We start from the raw sequence: 13,630 nt of genomic DNA, 5'->3' as shown, positions 1-13,630 counted from the left end.
CAGACCGCATCCGGTACCACGATCTTTCGTCCGAAAGATCGCCCGCGCGCCTCGCGCGCGGCCCCGCCCAACCGTCAGGCACGCATCTTCGATGCGGGCAGGGCGGGCGGGAGACCTCCGGGCTCAGATCTTGAGGAACGGCTGGAACAGGCGCGGCAGCACGCCGGTAAACTTCAGCGGCGCGTCGGTGGCCGCGAGGCAGATGCAATCCTCGCCCACGTCGGCCACCGGCATGTGTTCCAGCTCCTCGCCGGCGATCTCCACGTCGCCACGTGCAAACCGTTCCTCTCCGTCGAGAAAGGCCCCCTGCAGAACCAGCGTCATCTCCATGCCGCGGTGGCCATGATCCGGCATCTCGCAGCCGGCGGGGATGTACAGCAGCCTCGCGGTCGCCTCGGGAGAGGTCTGCAGGATCGCCTGCTTGACGCCCATGCCGACCGACCGCCAGCGCACCTTGTCCACGTCGCCCCCGATGTAGTCCCGGATCGGCGCAGGCAGCACCGAACCCCGAACGGGTGTCTGGGTCACGATCGGCTCCGCCGGCGCGCCGCTGGCGATCAGCGCAAGCGTCGCTTCCAGGCTGCCTTCGGACATCGGTGCCACGTCGCAGCTCTCGAGGATCGCGCCGCCGACGCATTCCAGCTCGTCCAGGCGCTCACGCGATTCCTCGCACAGCGACACGTGGCTCGCCACGACCAGGTTGAAGGCCTCGGCCAGGTTGCCGGCCGCGTAGTCGGCCAGGATATCGTCGGTTATGCGGTGTTGAACGCCCATCAGCTCATGCTCTTCATCTCGTGGCGCAGGCGGTCCAGCGCCAGTCTCAGTCTCGATTTGATCGTCCCCAGCGGCAGGCCCGTCCGGGCCGCGATCTCGCTGTGGGACAGATCGCCATAATAGGCCGCTTCCACCAGGGCCCGCTGCTTGTCGGGCAACGCCGCGATGGCCTTGCCCAGATGCTCGGCCTCCTGCTGTCTGGCCAGTGTCTCTGTCTGTTCCGGTTCCGGCTCTGGCCCCCAGGGCAGATCTTCCGGTTCCGGACGTCGCTGCTTGCGCAGCATGTCGGTCTTCTTGTTCCGGGCGATGGTGAACACCCAGGTGGCCACGCTCGCCCGGCTGGGGTCGAACAGATGCGCCTTGTGCCACAGCGTCGCCATGACCTCCTGGCTACATTCTTCCGCCATGGTCTGGCTCGCACCCGACCGGATCAGGAACGCCTTGACGCGCGGCGCGAAATGCCGAAACAGCTCGGCAAACGCAGCTTGATCGCGATGGTCCCGGATACGGATCACGTGACCCGACCAGTCAGGCGCTTCTGCTGTTGTTTCCGGCACTTCGACCTTCCCGTCACGTCCCCCGTCGGGCCGACTATAAGCAGTCGCACCCGGTAGGGAAGGCGTATCCGGCAAGGAGATCGTTTCCGTCAACATGTGAGGTTTACGCAGCCCGATCCCGGGTGGATCACCTGCGGGAATTTTTTTTCGTTTGATCCGCTGCGGTCGCGAGGGCGTAGTGCAGGGCAAGAAAATTTCTGGAGGACGTGTAGATGCCATTGGATCGCGCCGGGCTGGCGCCACGCAGGATCGCCGTGATCGGGGGAGGCATCTCCGGCATGGGCGCGGCGCACCTTCTGGCGGATCACCACGAGGTCGTTCTGATCGAAGCGGGTGCGACGCTCGGTGGGCACGCCCGCACCCGTCTCGCCGGCAAACGGGGGGACCAGCCGGTCGATACCGGCTTCATCGTGTTCAACAAGCCCAACTACCCGCGGCTCGACGCCCTCTTCCAGCGGCTTGACGTGCCTGTCGTGCCCTCGCAGATGACCTTCGCCGCCTCGATCGACGGCGGTCGGGTGGAGTACGGGTTGAAGGACCTTTCCACCGTCTTCGCGCAGAGCCGCAACATCGCGCGGCCGGCCTTCCTGCGGATGATCCGCGACATCCTCCGCTTCAATGCCCGAGCCGAGGCGACGGCCGCGTCCCTCGGGGGCGCCGCGACCATCGGCGAGCTTCTGGAGGCGCTCGGCACCGGCGACTGGTTCCGCGATTACTATCTCGCGCCGCTGTCCGGCGCGATCTGGTCGACGCCCGTGACACGGATCATGGAGTTTCCGGCCCGCGCCATGATCGACTTCTTCCGCAACCACGCGCTCCTGCATCACACGGGCCAGCACCAGTGGTACACTGTCGAAGGCGGTTCGGTTGAATACGTGCGCCGGCTCGAGGCCGAGATGCGCCGGCAGGGCGCCGAGATCCGGCTGGCCACGTCGGTCGCTGGCGTGCGGCGGCAATTCGAGCGGGTCGAGCTCCGGTGCGAGGGCGGCGACTGGGAGAGCTTCGACGAGGTGGTCTTCGCCACCCATTCCGACGACACGCTGCGCCTGCTGACCGACGCCGCGCCCGCCGAGCGGAGCGCGCTTTCGGCCATCGCCTACCAGCCCAACGAGGTCATCCTGCACGCCGATCCTTCGGTCATGCCGCGCCGCCGCCGCTGCTGGTCGGCCTGGAATTATGCCGAGACCCGGGAGCGCGACACCGACCGGATCGACCTGACCTACTGGATGAACGCGCTGCAGCCGATCCCGGCCGACGACCCGCTCTTCGTGACGCTCAACAGCACCCGCCCGATCCGCGAAGATCTGATCCACGACCAGACGGTCTTGCGCCACCCGGTCTACGATCTTGGGGCCTTCGCCGCGCAAAAGGAGCTGGCGGAGCGAAACGGCACCAACCGCACCTGGTTCTGCGGCGCCTGGATGAAGAACGGGTTTCACGAGGACGGGCTGGCCAGCGCCGCCGAGGTGGCCGAGGCGATCCTTTCCGAGGCCTCTCTGGAGGTGGCCGCACAGTGACCGGCGTCGAACATATCGCGGGCCATACCTGGCACGGACGTCGCGGCGCGGTGTCGAACTCGTTCCGCTACGGGGTCGACTACCTGATGCTGGACCCGGAAGCCCCGGTCGAGACCCCGCGCCTGTTCTCGCGAAACCGGTTCAACCTCGCCGCGCTGCACGACATCGACCACGGCGGCGCGCCGGGCAAGGGCGAGGGCGCGGCCTGGGTGCGGCGGGTGCTTGGCGACCACGGGCTTGCGGAGGCCGGCGCGGGCCGGATCCTGCTGCTCGCCCAGCCCCGTATCCTCGGCCACGTCTTCAACCCGGTCAGCTTCTGGCTCTGCCATGACGCGGAAGGGGATCTGCGCGTCGTGATCGCGGAGGTGACCAACACTTTCGGCGACCGGCATTCCTATCTCTGCCACCGGGACGATACCGGGCCGATCCAGGCGGGCGACACGATCGAGGCCGTCAAGCTGTTCCACGTGTCGCCGTTCCAGCCGGTCGATGGCGGCTATACCTTCACCTTCGACATCCGCCCCGATCACATCGGGATCCGCATCGACTATCGCCATGCGAAGGGCGGGCTGATGGCGACACTGACCGGTCCACGCCGTCCGCTCAGGACCACGGGTCTGCTGCGGGCCTGCCTTCGGCGTCCGTTCGGCTCGGTTCGCGTGCTGGCGCTGATCCACTGGCAGGCGCTGAAGCTCTGGTCGAAGGGCGCCCCCTTCCGTCCCCGCCCCGAACCGCCGATGCAGGAGGTCTCTCGATGAGCGGCCGCGGGCGGTACTGGCTCGTCGGCGCCAGCGAAGGGCTGGGCCGTGCGCTGGCCAATGCGATGAGCCGGGCCGGCTATGAGCTCGTGCTGAGCGCCCGCTCCACCGAGCGGCTGGAGGACCTCGCCGCCGAGCTCCCGGGCCCGGCCGAGGTGGTGCCGCTCGACGTGACCGACCCCGTGAGCTGCGCCGAGGCCGCGAAGGCCGCCGGGCATGTCGACGGGCTCGTCTACATCGCCGCCGTCTACTGGCCGATGAGGGCGCAGGATTGGGACGGCGGGAAGGCCGCCGCCATGTGCGACGTCAACCTGACCGGCGCCATGCGCATCCTCGACCCGGTGCTGCCGGAGATGATCCGGCGCGATTCCGGGCACCTGCTCTTTGTCGGATCGCTGGCCGGCTTTCGCGGCCTGCCCGGCGCCATCGGCTATGCCGCGTCCAAGGCCGGGCTGATGGGGCTGGCCGAAAGCCTGCATGCTGACCTGCACAAGACCGGCGTGCGGGTGCAACTCGCCAACCCCGGTTTCATCCGCACCCGCCTCACCGATCTCAACGATTTTCCCATGCCCTACATCATGGAGCCCGAGGCCGCGGCAGATCGCATCATGGCCCACCTCGAAAGCCGTCGGTTCGCCTGCAGCTTCCCGCGCCCCTTTTCCTGGCTGTTCCGCGCAGCCCAGTTCCTCCCGGAAGGTCTGTACTTTCGCCTGTTCGCCCGGTAGCGGCTTGCTTCGGCACAAATCCTGTCGGTTTCGCTTGCCACGGCAGGCGGGTTGCGTGAAAAATGGGCCAGAAGGAAGTGGATCCCGATGCTGGACATAAGCACTGGAAAAATCGTCAGAGTGATCGCGCTGACCCGTGAGTACGGGCCGGACAGCCCCTATCTGCGGGATTACATCTCGGGGTTGAACGAGGATGAGCAGATCAGCCTCGTGGCCTGCATGTGGATCGGCCGGGAGAGCTTCTCCGCCGACGAGATCGACGAGGCGCTGGAAACCGCGCGGCAGGAGCGCACCGCTCCCACCGAGGATTACCTTGCGGGAATGCCGGAACTCGCGAGCTTCCTCGAAGACGGCATGGATGCGCTCGGCATCAACGTGGCCGACGAGGAAGACCGTCTGCGCGAGCGCGGCTGAGCCACCGCGCCCTTACCCCAGCGACGAGCGCAGGTAATCGAGCATCGTCTCGGCGTCGGAAACCTCGACGGGTACGCCCGGCGGCTCGTCCCGCAGGCCCGGTTCGGCGAAGATCTTGCGGATCGCGCCATCCTCCACGTACATCGAATAGCGCCAGCTGCGCCGGCCCATGCCCTGGGCGGTGCGGCTGACCAGCATCCCCATCCCCTCGCTGAACTCGCCATTGCCGTCCGGCAGCATCCGCACCTTGGCGATGCCGAGCGCCTTGGCCCATTGGTGCATGACGAAGGCATCGTTGACGGACAGGCAGATCACCTCGTCGATCCCGAGCGCAAGGAAGCTCTCGTGATGGGCCTCGAACCCCGGCAGGTGGGTCTCGGAACAGGCCGGGGTGAAGGCGCCGGGCAGGGCGAAGAGCACGATCCGCCGACCGCCGAAGATCTCGTTGGAGCTGACGTCCTTCCATTCGAACGGGTTCGGGCCGCCGAGGTCCGCGTTGCGGACACGGGTGTGAAAGATCGTCTGCGGAATGCGTTCCGGGTGCATGGCCTTCTCCCTGTCGCGGCGGCATCTGCGCCGCCGTCCTGCCGTGATCCTGCGCCCGCCATCCCTCTCCTCCGGGCGCGAAGGTGCAGGGAGCGACGGGCCCGACCCGGAAGGTAGGCCACCGGCCGCCGGGAGCAAAGCGCCCAGTTGGGTCACGAACGCCGAAGCGGGCTTCAGCCGAGCGTGACGTCCAGGAAGAGCATCGTCACAAGTCCCACGCTCAGGCCGAGCGTCGCCTTGTTCTGGTGACCGCTGCGATGGGTGTCTGGGATGATCTCGTGGCTGATCACGTAGATCATCGCGCCGGCCGCGAAGGCGAGGCCCCAGGGCAGGAACGGCTCCGAGACGCCGATGATCCCGGCGCCAAGAAGCCCGCCAATCGGCTCGACCATGCCGGTCAGGGCGGCAATCGACCAGGCGCGCCAGCGCTCGTAGCCCTCGCCAAGCAGCGAGACCGCGACCGCCAGACCCTCCGGGGCGTTCTGAAGCCCGATCCCGACGGCGAGCGGAAAGCCGCCCTCCATCCCCCCGGCGCCGAAGCCCACCCCGACGGCGAGCCCTTCCGGGAAGTTATGGATCGTGATGGCGAAGATGAACAGCCAGACCCGCCGCAGCGAGGCGGCTTCCGGTCCTTCGCGACCGATCCGGAAGTGTTCGTGCGGGAGCTTCTCGTTGATCAGCGCAACCGCCCCCATGCCGAGCAGGATCGCCACGCAGACGATGGCGGCAGGCGTGGAGGGGGAGGTGAACCGTTCCCCCGCCGCATCCAGAGCCGGGATGATGAGGGAGAAGAACGAGGCCGCCAGCATGACGCCCGCCGCAAACCCCAGGGACATGTCGCGGAACGCGCGGCCGGGAACGCGCCCGAAAAGCACCGGAACCGCCCCCACCGCCGTCATCATGCCGGCGGCGAGACTGCCGAGGAATCCGAGAAGAATTGGAGACATGCCGTCCATGCTCTGGCCTTTCCGCTGTGGTTCGCGCCGCGTTCCCTGACCGACGCACCGGCCGCTCCGGCGCCACCATTCAGGCAGTCGCCCGCCGATGCAAGGGCATGCTCGCTTGGATGCGGGGGGCATCGCAGGTAAACTTCCCGCTCTGTGGAATCGGCTGCTTTGCGGTTTCACGGGTAGGCGGCTTGCACCGGTCGACGGGACCGGTGGAGCCCGATGGGTTCAACATGACGATGCGCAACGACCCCGATCTGATCAGGACAGACCTCTTCGTGCGGCGCCATTTCGGCTTCCGGGGCTCTCTCAGGCTGCACCGTGCCGCCCTGGGCTGGGACCTGCTGGCCGCGCCGGTCAACGTCGTGCTCGCCCCGGTCTTCCTCCTCTCGCGCCTGATCGCCCTGGCTTTCCGGGCCATCGGTCTTGGCGGTGCCAGCCGCTGGCTGCTCGACCGGCCGATCTTCATTCATTCGTCGCTCGCGCGGGCCGTCGAGGCGCTGGTGGAAGCGGAGCTCTGGCAATCGGAGGAGCCGTTGAACGACCGGCAGCACGGGCTGCTGCGGGATTACACCGCCGTCCGCACCTCGGTCTCCGAGATCTTCACGACGCTCGTGGTCCTGTCGCTCGGCATCTTCGTCTTCCGTCACGCGACCCCCGGGATCGTGTCGCTCGCACCGCTCGTCTCGGACTACGTCTCGCATTCGGCGGCGGTTGCGAACTTCCCGCTCGGCCGCGGTCTCGGGCAGGCGTGGTATGCGGCGTTTCCGCCGGCGATTCCGGTCTGGAAGGTGCTGGCCGTCGGGGTCGGGCTCGCCGTCGTCGCCTCGCTGGTCACAACCTTTGCCGGCATCCTCGCTGATCCTATCCAGGCGCGACTGGGCATCCACCGGCGGCGCCTGCTGCGGCTCCAGTATGCGCTCGCGGCCAGCGACGACAGCGCCCCGTCGCTCGCGCGCGAGCACGCCCTCGCCCGGCTGGCGGACATCACCGATGCCGGTGTCAGCCTGTTCCGGTTCCTGCGCGGCTGACCGCGCGGCCGGTCAGATCCCCTGGGACATCCGCGCCTTGCGGTTCGAGGACAGCTTCATCCCCGGCGTGTGCAGGCGCGTCTCCGGGCCGATCCAGGCATAGGCCAGCAGGCAGGGCTCCAGATCGGCGGTGGTGATGCGGTGCTCGTCCCCGGGCCGGTTGAGGATCAGCGATCCCGGCGCGTGCACGGCGACATCGTTTTCCGACCAGGCGCCCGAGACGGAGACATAGCTCTCCTCGATCTCCTGGTGGCTGTGCTGCGGATAGGTGGTGCGGGGCGCGAACAGCACGAAGCCAAGGATCAGCCGTTCGGCCAGCACCGGCCCGCGCGGGCCGAGCACTTCGCAATAGGCATACTTGCGCTCCAGCGCCTTCGGCACTTTCTCGTAGCCGTATTCCCAGGTCAGCTGGCCGGCCACCCGCGAGAGCGCCCGCGCCATGCCCTGAACCACGGTCTTTTCACCGAGGTCCAGGGCGCGGTTCAGGTGGGCCGAGACCGGCTTTTCGGCCGGCGGGCGCGGCAGCACTGTCGGGTTGGCGCCGAGGATCGAGGAAAGCGCGTCGCGCACCCGCTTGCGGTGCGAGCGGATCAGGCGGCTGCCGCCGTCCGACCCGTAGCGGTAGAGGCTGTCGAACTCCCGCAGCAGGTAGAGCCAGCTCGGGCAGTCGGTCAGCGTCAGGGCCGGCTGGGCCGGGGTGCTGTCGATCGTGTCGGACATGCGGCGCGCTCCCTTGATCGGCCCGTTGCGTCAGTCGGCCTTCGGCGCGACGGGCACCACGATCCGGCCGCGGATCTGGCCGTCGAGGAACTTCGGCGCCGTGTCGATCACCTCGGAAAGCGGGATCTCCGTCACCATGGCGTCGAGCTTGGCCAGGTCGAGGTCGCTGGCGAGCCGCTTCCAGGCCCCGACGCGCTCGGCCTTCGGGCACATGACGCTGTCGACCCCCACCAGCGTCACGCCGCGCAGAATGAAGGGCGCGACGGTGGCGGGCAGGTCCATGCCGGCGGCAAGGCCACAGGCCGCAACCGCGCCGCGGTACTTGATGCTGGCCAGCATGTTCGCCAGCACGGTGCTGCCGGCCACGTCGATCCCGCCGGCCCAGCGTTCCTTGGCCAGCGGCCGACCCTTGCCGGAGAGTTCCGCGCGGTCGACGATCGAGGCGGCGCCGAGCGAGCGCAGGTAATCGGCCTCGGCCGGACGGCCAGTGACAGCGGCGACCTCGTAGCCGCGGGCGGCCAGCAGCGCGGTCGCCACGCTGCCGACACCCCCGGCGGCGCCGCTGACGACGATCTCGCCCTTGTCCGGGGTGATCCCCTGGGTCTCCAGCGCCAGCACGCAAAGCATCGCTGTGTACCCGGCGGTGCCGATCGCCATCGCCTGCCGCAGGCTGATCCCGTCGGGCAGCGGCACCAGCCAGTCGCCCTTGACGCGCGCCTGACCGGCAAGCCCGCCCCAGTGCTTCTCGCCCACGCCCCACCCGTTCAGCACCACGCGGTCGCCGGGCTTGTAATCGGCATGGGCGCTCTCCACGACGACGCCGGAGAAATCGATCCCCGGCACCATCGGAAAGCTGCGCACGACGGGCGAGGCGCCGGTGATCGCCAGCGCGTCCTTGTAGTTGAGGGTGGAATAGGCGACGTCGACCAGCACATCGCCCTCGGGGAGCTGGTCCGGGCTGACGTCGGAAAGGGTGACGGTCTGTGCGTCGTCGGTCTTGTCGATGAGGATGGCGTCGAACATGGGAAGTCCTTCAGGGGGTTATGGAGGTGAAATAGCTGTCGGCGAAGCGCTGAAGCGGCTCCGCCCGACGTTCGAGTTTGGCGCGGAGGACGGCGCCCTCCCAGCCGATCCAGAAGAAGGCGGCAAGTGCCTCGGGGTCCTGCGCCGGGCCGATCTCGCCGGCCTGCTGCGCAAGCTGCAGGCAGCGCTCGGTGCGCCGCTGCCATTCCTCGAGCACGGAGACGAGGCGGTCGCGGAACTCCTCCGGCAACGCGCCCATTTCCTGCCCGAGATTGCCCACGAGGCATCCGCGCCGGAACCCATGCCGCGCCATCCCGCGCTCCGCCTCGGCCGCAAAGGCACGCAGCCGGTCGAGCGGGGTCATCCGCTCATCCAGCAGGGCGCGGTCGAGCAGCTCGCAGAAATAGGCGTTGTAGGCGTCGATCAACGCGGCGCCGAACTCGGCCTTGTTGCTGAAGTAATGGTAGAAGCCGCCCTTCGGCACCGAGGCGGCCTTTAGGATCTCGTCCAGGCCGACGGCGGAATACCCCCGCTCCGTCAGGTGGGCGAGGCCGGTGCGGATCAGCCTCCGGCGCACCTCGGAGGTCGCGGGATCGCGCTTCGGGCGTCCCCGGCGCGGGGGGCTGTCTGCTGCGGATCTGGCGGCATGTGAGTCCATGGCAATTTATTAGACCTATCGGTCTAGTAAATCAACGCGGAGGTTTGCGCGCTACGCGTCTGCCTGCGGCATGCGTCACGCGAAACTGGGCGAGACCCCTCGATTTCGTCCGTATTTGAGTGGCTTGCAGAAGCCCAGCCCCTGCGCTCCCCGTATTTTGCATGGCGGGAATGCCTGAAACCGGGGGCGGTCAGGCGCTCTCGATCTCCGGGCGCAGCGCCTCGCGCACCGACTCACCAATCGCCAGCGCGGAGGTGAGCGCCGGGCTCTCCATCCCGAAGAGGTTCACCAGACCGGGGATGCCGTGCGCCTCCGCTGTCTGGATCGAGAAATCCGCGGCCGGCGCGCCCGGCGGGCTCAGCTTGGGACGGACGCCGGCATAGTCGGGATAGAGCGCGCCCTGCAGCAGTCCGGGCCAGTAGCGCCGGATGGCCGTCTCGAATGCGCGCGCCCGCTCCGGCGGGACGCTGTAGTCGAGGGCGTCGGGCTCCGTGCCGGGCGGAAGCCATTCCACGTCCGGCCCGAACCGCATCCGGCCTCCGATGTCGAGCGTCGCGTGAATCCCGAGGCCCCCGTCGACCGGCGCCGGATAGACGAGGCGCCGGAACGGCACCCGGCCGCGAAGGCAGAAGTAACACCCCTTGGCGAAGCGCATGACCGGGATCGCGTTGCCGGGCATTCCGGCGATCCGGCGTGCGACCTCCGCCGCGTGAAGGCCGGCGGAATTGATCAGCACACGCGCCGTGACCTCCGCGGGGTCGCTCCCGCCGGTCCAGACCCGGAAACCGCCCGCCTCGGCCTCGGCCCGCAGAAACGGCGCGCGCAGGGCGACATGCCCGCCGCCCGCCTCGATCTGCGCGATCAGGGCCATCATGAAGGCGTGGCTGTCGAGGATGCCCGTCTCGGGCGACAGCAGCGCGGCCGTCGCGGTCAACTCCGGCTCCAGCGAGCTGACCTCGGAGCGTTCGAGCATCCGAATGCCTTCCACCCCGTTCTCTTCGGCCCGTCGCGCCAGGTCTTCGATCCAGGGTATTTCCGCCGCATCGGTGGCAACGACGATCTTGCCGCATTTGCGGTGCGGGATCTTCCGTTCCTGCAGGTAATCGTAGAGCAGCCTCCGCCCGCGCACGCAGAGCCGGTGCTTCAGGCTGCCGGTCGCGTAATAGAGCCCACCGTGCACGACCTCGCTGTTGCGGGACGAGGTGCCGGTGCCGGCGTGTTCCGCCCCTTCCAGCACGAGGGCCGGCCGCCCGGCGTCGCAGAACGCCGCGGCACAGGCGAGTCCGACGACCCCGCCGCCGACCACGATGGCATCGAAATCGGGCATCCTGACCTCCGACCCTTTGGGGCTTTGCTGCTGCACTTTGTCTATGGCCGTCAGGGCGTCGCTATGCAAGGAAGCCGCCGGAGGCCGGACGCCGGCTGGCGGTGCCGGGCGGAACGTTGAAGGATGGCAGAATGACCGACAAGGCATCCTCCCAGGGACTCGCGCTCGCCTCCATCGGCGTGGCGCTGCTGGTGCTCGCCCTCAAGTTCGTTGCCTGGTGGCTGACCGGATCGGTCGCGCTCTATTCGGACGCGCTGGAATCCTTCGTCAACGTGGCGGGGGCGGTGCTGGCCTGGATCGCGATCCGGATCGCCGAGCGGCCTGCGGACACCAATCACCCTTTCGGCCACCACAAGGCGGAGAACTTCTCGGCCATCGCCGAAGGCACGATGATCCTGCTGGCGGCGCTGCTGGTGATCCAGGAGGCGGTCGGCGCGCTTTGGAACCCAGGTCTCGACCGGCTCGGGCCGACGGGGATGATCGTCAACGCCGTCGCGATGGTGATCAACCTCGTCTGGGCGCGGCTGCTCATTCGCATCGGCACGCGACGCCGCTCGCCCGCGCTGTCGGCTGGCGGGCGCCACCTCATGGCCGATGTCTGGACCTCGGCCGGCGTGCTTGTCGGCCTGGTCCTGGTGCTGCTCACCGGCTGGGCAATCCTCGACCCGATCCTCGCGCTGATCGTGGCCGCGAACATCCTGCGCGAGGGCTGGGGGGTGGTGTTCGCCTCGGCGGGAGACCTGATGGATTCGGCCGCCCATTCCGACGACCGCGAGATCATCACCGACGCGATCCGTGAATCCGCCGCCGGGGCGATGCAGATTCACGACCTGCGCACCCGCCGCGCCGGCAAGGTGCTGTTCATCGAGTTCCACCTTGTCGTGGACCGCGAGATGACGGTCGGAGAGGCGCACGAGATCTGCGATGCCATCGAGGACGAACTCGAGCGCCGCATTCCCGAAGCGCGCACCACGATCCACGTGGAGCCCGACGACAAGCTCAAGAAGAAAGGGCTGGAGCCCGCCTGACCCTAGAGGCCGTAGGGCGCGACCTGCTCCGCGGCGATCACGTAGCCCACGTCGGCCAGCTCGGTCTCGGAGGCCGAAGTGCCGAGCATTCCGGTCACGATGACCGGTTCGAACAGCCCGCCGAACTCCTTCGGCACCTCGGAGTTCACGAGGATAAGCTGGTTCGAGGGCGGCGGCGGAACGTGGATGCAGGCGCCGACATAGGGCACCAGCAGGAAGGTCGTGACGCCCTCGCTGCCGTAGTCGAGCGGCACCACATAGCCGGGAATGCGCACCAGCTTGCCGTCGAGATCGCTCCGGACCGGCGCAAAGCCGCTCTCGGCCGGGGCCTGGCTGATCTGGTCGTGGGAGATCACGCCGAGCGCCTCGTAGGCGCTCTTGGCCTTGTCGTCGCCCTCCGGGATCAGGTCCTCCCAGTCGAGGTCCAGCACCTCCGAGGCCCAGGCGAGACGCGCGCCGGCGGTGGCACAGGCGACGGCGAGCAGGGCGCAGAACATGCGGCGGGTCAATGCGGGCATTCTCTTCTCCCCCTCACTGGAATTCGGTCATCATCGTCTGGTCCTGCCGCGCCATCATCACATAGGTCGAGACAGGGATCAGCACCTTCGCCGACCGGATCGTGCCGCTTTCGAGCAGTTCCGCCAGCGCATCGGCCATGCCGAAGTCGTAACGGATCTGGAACTGCCGCGCTACCGCGTCAGCCCGGTCCGGCCGCAGCGTCGCGAAATCGGCGAGTGCCGAGATGATCCGCGCCCGCATCTCCGGCGTCGAGGAAACGGCATGGATCGCCAGCGCTTCCACCACGAGTTCCTGCGCCTCGGCGGAGGCGCCGGGCTCGGACAGGAACAGGGTTTCCAGCTCCGCGATCCCCTCCGCTCCGTCCAGTTCTACAAGGGCCGTGGCTAGCGGGCCGAGGCGAAAGGCTGTCGGGCGCAGGCGTTCGGTTTCCAGCCCGCGCCGGATCTCGGCGCGCGCGGCGTCGCTGTCGCTCAGGCCGAGGAGCAGCAGGCGGATCGGCACGTAGGGCGCTTCGTAGATCTGCCAGAGGTCACGCAGGATCGCGTCCGTGTCGACGGTCAGATCCACGGCGCGCAGCAGGTCGTAGGGCGCCGTGTCGAGCTCGCGCAACGCCAGAGCCCGGATCGTGGGGTCGGAGTGGGAGAGCAGGTCGGCGAAGAACTGGTAGCGACCGAGATCGTCGCCCATCACCCAGTCTTCCTTGCGCTCCATGATCGTCTCGACGATCTCGCGGTAGGGCCCATCGAGATAGGCCAGCCGCACGAAGGGGCCGTATCCGCCCCCGTCCCGGGCAAAGAGCACCACGTCCTCCGGATTGGCGGACATCTTGCGGCGGGTCGTGCTGTCCACGAGGGTCGGCAGGGCGGCCTGTTCCAGCGTGCCTTCCAGCGCGGCAACGGCGGTGAAGCGGAAGGGATCCTCCGAGTCGGGCCGGGCAAGGACGACGTTCTCCGTCTCCAGCAGCATGTCCACCACGGTCCGTTCCGGCAGGTAGGTATGAAACGCGCAGGCGGACGCTTCGCCGGCAGGGAGCGAGATCGTGGCGGCCAGCGCGAACGGCGCGGCGAGGCGCTTGAAAGACTGCAT

Annotated in this window: 16 protein-coding genes; 6 read left to right on the top strand and 10 right to left on the bottom strand. The window is 68.3% G+C overall.

Annotated features, from left to right (window positions below; genetic code table 11):
- Nucleotides 1-123: 123 nt before the first annotated feature.
- The gene (locus tag CHB86_RS13095; RefSeq protein ID WP_089233492.1) at nucleotides 124-774 is read right to left on the bottom strand and encodes a ChrR family anti-sigma-E factor; all 651 of its coding nucleotides are present in this window, start codon (nucleotides 772-774) and stop codon (nucleotides 124-126) included.
- Nucleotides 774-1,427, bottom strand: coding sequence for a sigma-70 family RNA polymerase sigma factor (locus CHB86_RS13090; RefSeq protein WP_089233491.1), 654 nt, complete (start codon nucleotides 1,425-1,427; stop codon nucleotides 774-776). The genes CHB86_RS13095 and CHB86_RS13090 overlap by 1 nt, the downstream gene beginning before the upstream one ends.
- 116 nt (nucleotides 1,428-1,543) lie before the next feature.
- Between CHB86_RS13090 and CHB86_RS13085 the strand changes: the two genes are divergently transcribed.
- From CHB86_RS13085 to CHB86_RS13070, 4 genes are all read left to right on the top strand, one after another.
- Nucleotides 1,544-2,848, top strand: coding sequence for an NAD(P)/FAD-dependent oxidoreductase (locus CHB86_RS13085; protein ID WP_089233490.1), 1,305 nt, complete (start codon nucleotides 1,544-1,546; stop codon nucleotides 2,846-2,848).
- Nucleotides 2,845-3,606, top strand: a complete 762-nt coding sequence (locus tag CHB86_RS13080) for a DUF1365 domain-containing protein (RefSeq protein ID WP_089233489.1) — start codon at nucleotides 2,845-2,847, stop codon at nucleotides 3,604-3,606. The genes CHB86_RS13085 and CHB86_RS13080 overlap by 4 nt, the downstream gene beginning before the upstream one ends.
- Nucleotides 3,603-4,331: an SDR family NAD(P)-dependent oxidoreductase gene (locus tag CHB86_RS13075; RefSeq protein WP_089233488.1), complete on the top strand. Its 729-nt coding sequence runs from the start codon at nucleotides 3,603-3,605 to the stop codon at nucleotides 4,329-4,331. The genes CHB86_RS13080 and CHB86_RS13075 overlap by 4 nt, the downstream gene beginning before the upstream one ends.
- A gap of 87 nt (nucleotides 4,332-4,418) precedes the next feature.
- A complete protein-coding gene (locus CHB86_RS13070; protein WP_089233487.1) occupies nucleotides 4,419-4,745 on the top strand; it encodes a DUF3775 domain-containing protein in 327 nt (108 codons plus the stop codon).
- Between the two features lie 12 nt (nucleotides 4,746-4,757).
- Here the strand turns inward: CHB86_RS13070 and CHB86_RS13065 are convergent, their stop codons facing one another.
- The gene (locus tag CHB86_RS13065; RefSeq protein WP_089233486.1) at nucleotides 4,758-5,291 is read right to left on the bottom strand and encodes a peroxiredoxin; all 534 of its coding nucleotides are present in this window, start codon (nucleotides 5,289-5,291) and stop codon (nucleotides 4,758-4,760) included.
- A 173-nt stretch (nucleotides 5,292-5,464) separates the two neighbouring features.
- Nucleotides 5,465-6,247 (bottom strand): ZIP family metal transporter, encoded by a 783-nt coding sequence (locus CHB86_RS13060; protein ID WP_089233485.1) that lies wholly within the window; start codon nucleotides 6,245-6,247, stop codon nucleotides 5,465-5,467.
- Nucleotides 6,248-6,471: 224 nt separating this feature from the next.
- On the opposite strand from CHB86_RS13060, the gene CHB86_RS13055 reads away from it, so the two are divergent.
- On the top strand, nucleotides 6,472-7,269 hold the full coding sequence (locus tag CHB86_RS13055) for a DUF6635 family protein (RefSeq protein ID WP_089233484.1): 798 nt from the start codon (nucleotides 6,472-6,474) through the stop codon (nucleotides 7,267-7,269).
- A 12-nt stretch (nucleotides 7,270-7,281) separates the two neighbouring features.
- Here the strand turns inward: CHB86_RS13055 and CHB86_RS13050 are convergent, their stop codons facing one another.
- The 4 genes from CHB86_RS13050 to CHB86_RS13035 form a co-directional block, all read right to left on the bottom strand.
- Nucleotides 7,282-7,989 (bottom strand): dimethylsulfonioproprionate lyase family protein, encoded by a 708-nt coding sequence (locus tag CHB86_RS13050; RefSeq protein WP_089233483.1) that lies wholly within the window; start codon nucleotides 7,987-7,989, stop codon nucleotides 7,282-7,284.
- Between the two features lie 30 nt (nucleotides 7,990-8,019).
- Nucleotides 8,020-9,012, bottom strand: a complete 993-nt coding sequence (gene acuI, locus CHB86_RS13045; RefSeq protein WP_089233482.1) for an acrylyl-CoA reductase (NADPH) — start codon at nucleotides 9,010-9,012, stop codon at nucleotides 8,020-8,022.
- A gap of 10 nt (nucleotides 9,013-9,022) precedes the next feature.
- A complete protein-coding gene (acuR, locus tag CHB86_RS13040) occupies nucleotides 9,023-9,670 on the bottom strand; it encodes an acrylate utilization transcriptional regulator AcuR (RefSeq protein WP_089233481.1) in 648 nt (215 codons plus the stop codon).
- A 190-nt stretch (nucleotides 9,671-9,860) separates the two neighbouring features.
- Nucleotides 9,861-10,997 carry an NAD(P)/FAD-dependent oxidoreductase gene (locus tag CHB86_RS13035; protein ID WP_089233480.1) on the bottom strand — a complete coding sequence of 379 codons (1,137 nt, stop codon included), beginning with the start codon at nucleotides 10,995-10,997 and terminating at the stop codon, nucleotides 9,861-9,863.
- 131 nt (nucleotides 10,998-11,128) lie between these two features.
- On the opposite strand from CHB86_RS13035, the gene CHB86_RS13030 reads away from it, so the two are divergent.
- Nucleotides 11,129-12,025, top strand: coding sequence for a cation diffusion facilitator family transporter (locus tag CHB86_RS13030; protein WP_089233479.1), 897 nt, complete (start codon nucleotides 11,129-11,131; stop codon nucleotides 12,023-12,025).
- A gap of 2 nt (nucleotides 12,026-12,027) precedes the next feature.
- Here CHB86_RS13030 and CHB86_RS13025 read toward each other — a convergent pair whose 3' ends face one another.
- Nucleotides 12,028-12,543 carry a DUF3299 domain-containing protein gene (locus CHB86_RS13025; RefSeq protein WP_245837945.1) on the bottom strand — a complete coding sequence of 172 codons (516 nt, stop codon included), beginning with the start codon at nucleotides 12,541-12,543 and terminating at the stop codon, nucleotides 12,028-12,030.
- Between the two features lie 13 nt (nucleotides 12,544-12,556).
- On the bottom strand, nucleotides 12,557-13,630 hold the full coding sequence (locus tag CHB86_RS13020) for a hypothetical protein (protein ID WP_089233477.1): 1,074 nt from the start codon (nucleotides 13,628-13,630) through the stop codon (nucleotides 12,557-12,559).

Source organism: Tropicimonas sediminicola (assembly GCF_900188335.1).
Classification (GTDB): Bacteria; Pseudomonadota; Alphaproteobacteria; order Rhodobacterales; family Rhodobacteraceae; genus Tropicimonas; species Tropicimonas sediminicola.
This window is presented reverse-complemented; position numbering and strand designations above follow the sequence as displayed.

Excerpts from the sequence above, each read along its gene's own strand:
- CHB86_RS13095 (WP_089233492.1), bottom strand. The coding sequence starts at position 774 with ATGGGCGTTCAACACCGCATAACCGACGATATCCTGGCCGACTACGCG.
- CHB86_RS13090 (WP_089233491.1), bottom strand. The coding sequence starts at position 1,427 with ATGTTGACGGAAACGATCTCCTTGCCGGATACGCCTTCCCTACCGGGT.
- CHB86_RS13085 (WP_089233490.1), top strand. The coding sequence starts at position 1,544 with ATGCCATTGGATCGCGCCGGGCTGGCGCCACGCAGGATCGCCGTGATC.
- CHB86_RS13075 (WP_089233488.1), top strand. The coding sequence starts at position 3,603 with ATGAGCGGCCGCGGGCGGTACTGGCTCGTCGGCGCCAGCGAAGGGCTG.
- CHB86_RS13070 (WP_089233487.1), top strand. The coding sequence starts at position 4,419 with ATGCTGGACATAAGCACTGGAAAAATCGTCAGAGTGATCGCGCTGACC.
- CHB86_RS13065 (WP_089233486.1), bottom strand. The coding sequence starts at position 5,291 with ATGCACCCGGAACGCATTCCGCAGACGATCTTTCACACCCGTGTCCGC.
- CHB86_RS13060 (WP_089233485.1), bottom strand. The coding sequence starts at position 6,247 with ATGGACGGCATGTCTCCAATTCTTCTCGGATTCCTCGGCAGTCTCGCC.
- CHB86_RS13055 (WP_089233484.1), top strand. The coding sequence starts at position 6,472 with ATGACGATGCGCAACGACCCCGATCTGATCAGGACAGACCTCTTCGTG.
- CHB86_RS13050 (WP_089233483.1), bottom strand. The coding sequence starts at position 7,989 with ATGTCCGACACGATCGACAGCACCCCGGCCCAGCCGGCCCTGACGCTG.
- acuI (WP_089233482.1), bottom strand. The coding sequence starts at position 9,012 with ATGTTCGACGCCATCCTCATCGACAAGACCGACGACGCACAGACCGTC.
- acuR (WP_089233481.1), bottom strand. The coding sequence starts at position 9,670 with ATGGACTCACATGCCGCCAGATCCGCAGCAGACAGCCCCCCGCGCCGG.
- CHB86_RS13035 (WP_089233480.1), bottom strand. The coding sequence starts at position 10,997 with ATGCCCGATTTCGATGCCATCGTGGTCGGCGGCGGGGTCGTCGGACTC.
- CHB86_RS13030 (WP_089233479.1), top strand. The coding sequence starts at position 11,129 with ATGACCGACAAGGCATCCTCCCAGGGACTCGCGCTCGCCTCCATCGGC.
- CHB86_RS13025 (WP_245837945.1), bottom strand. The coding sequence starts at position 12,543 with ATGCCCGCATTGACCCGCCGCATGTTCTGCGCCCTGCTCGCCGTCGCC.
- CHB86_RS13020 (WP_089233477.1), bottom strand. The coding sequence starts at position 13,630 with ATGCAGTCTTTCAAGCGCCTCGCCGCGCCGTTCGCGCTGGCCGCCACG.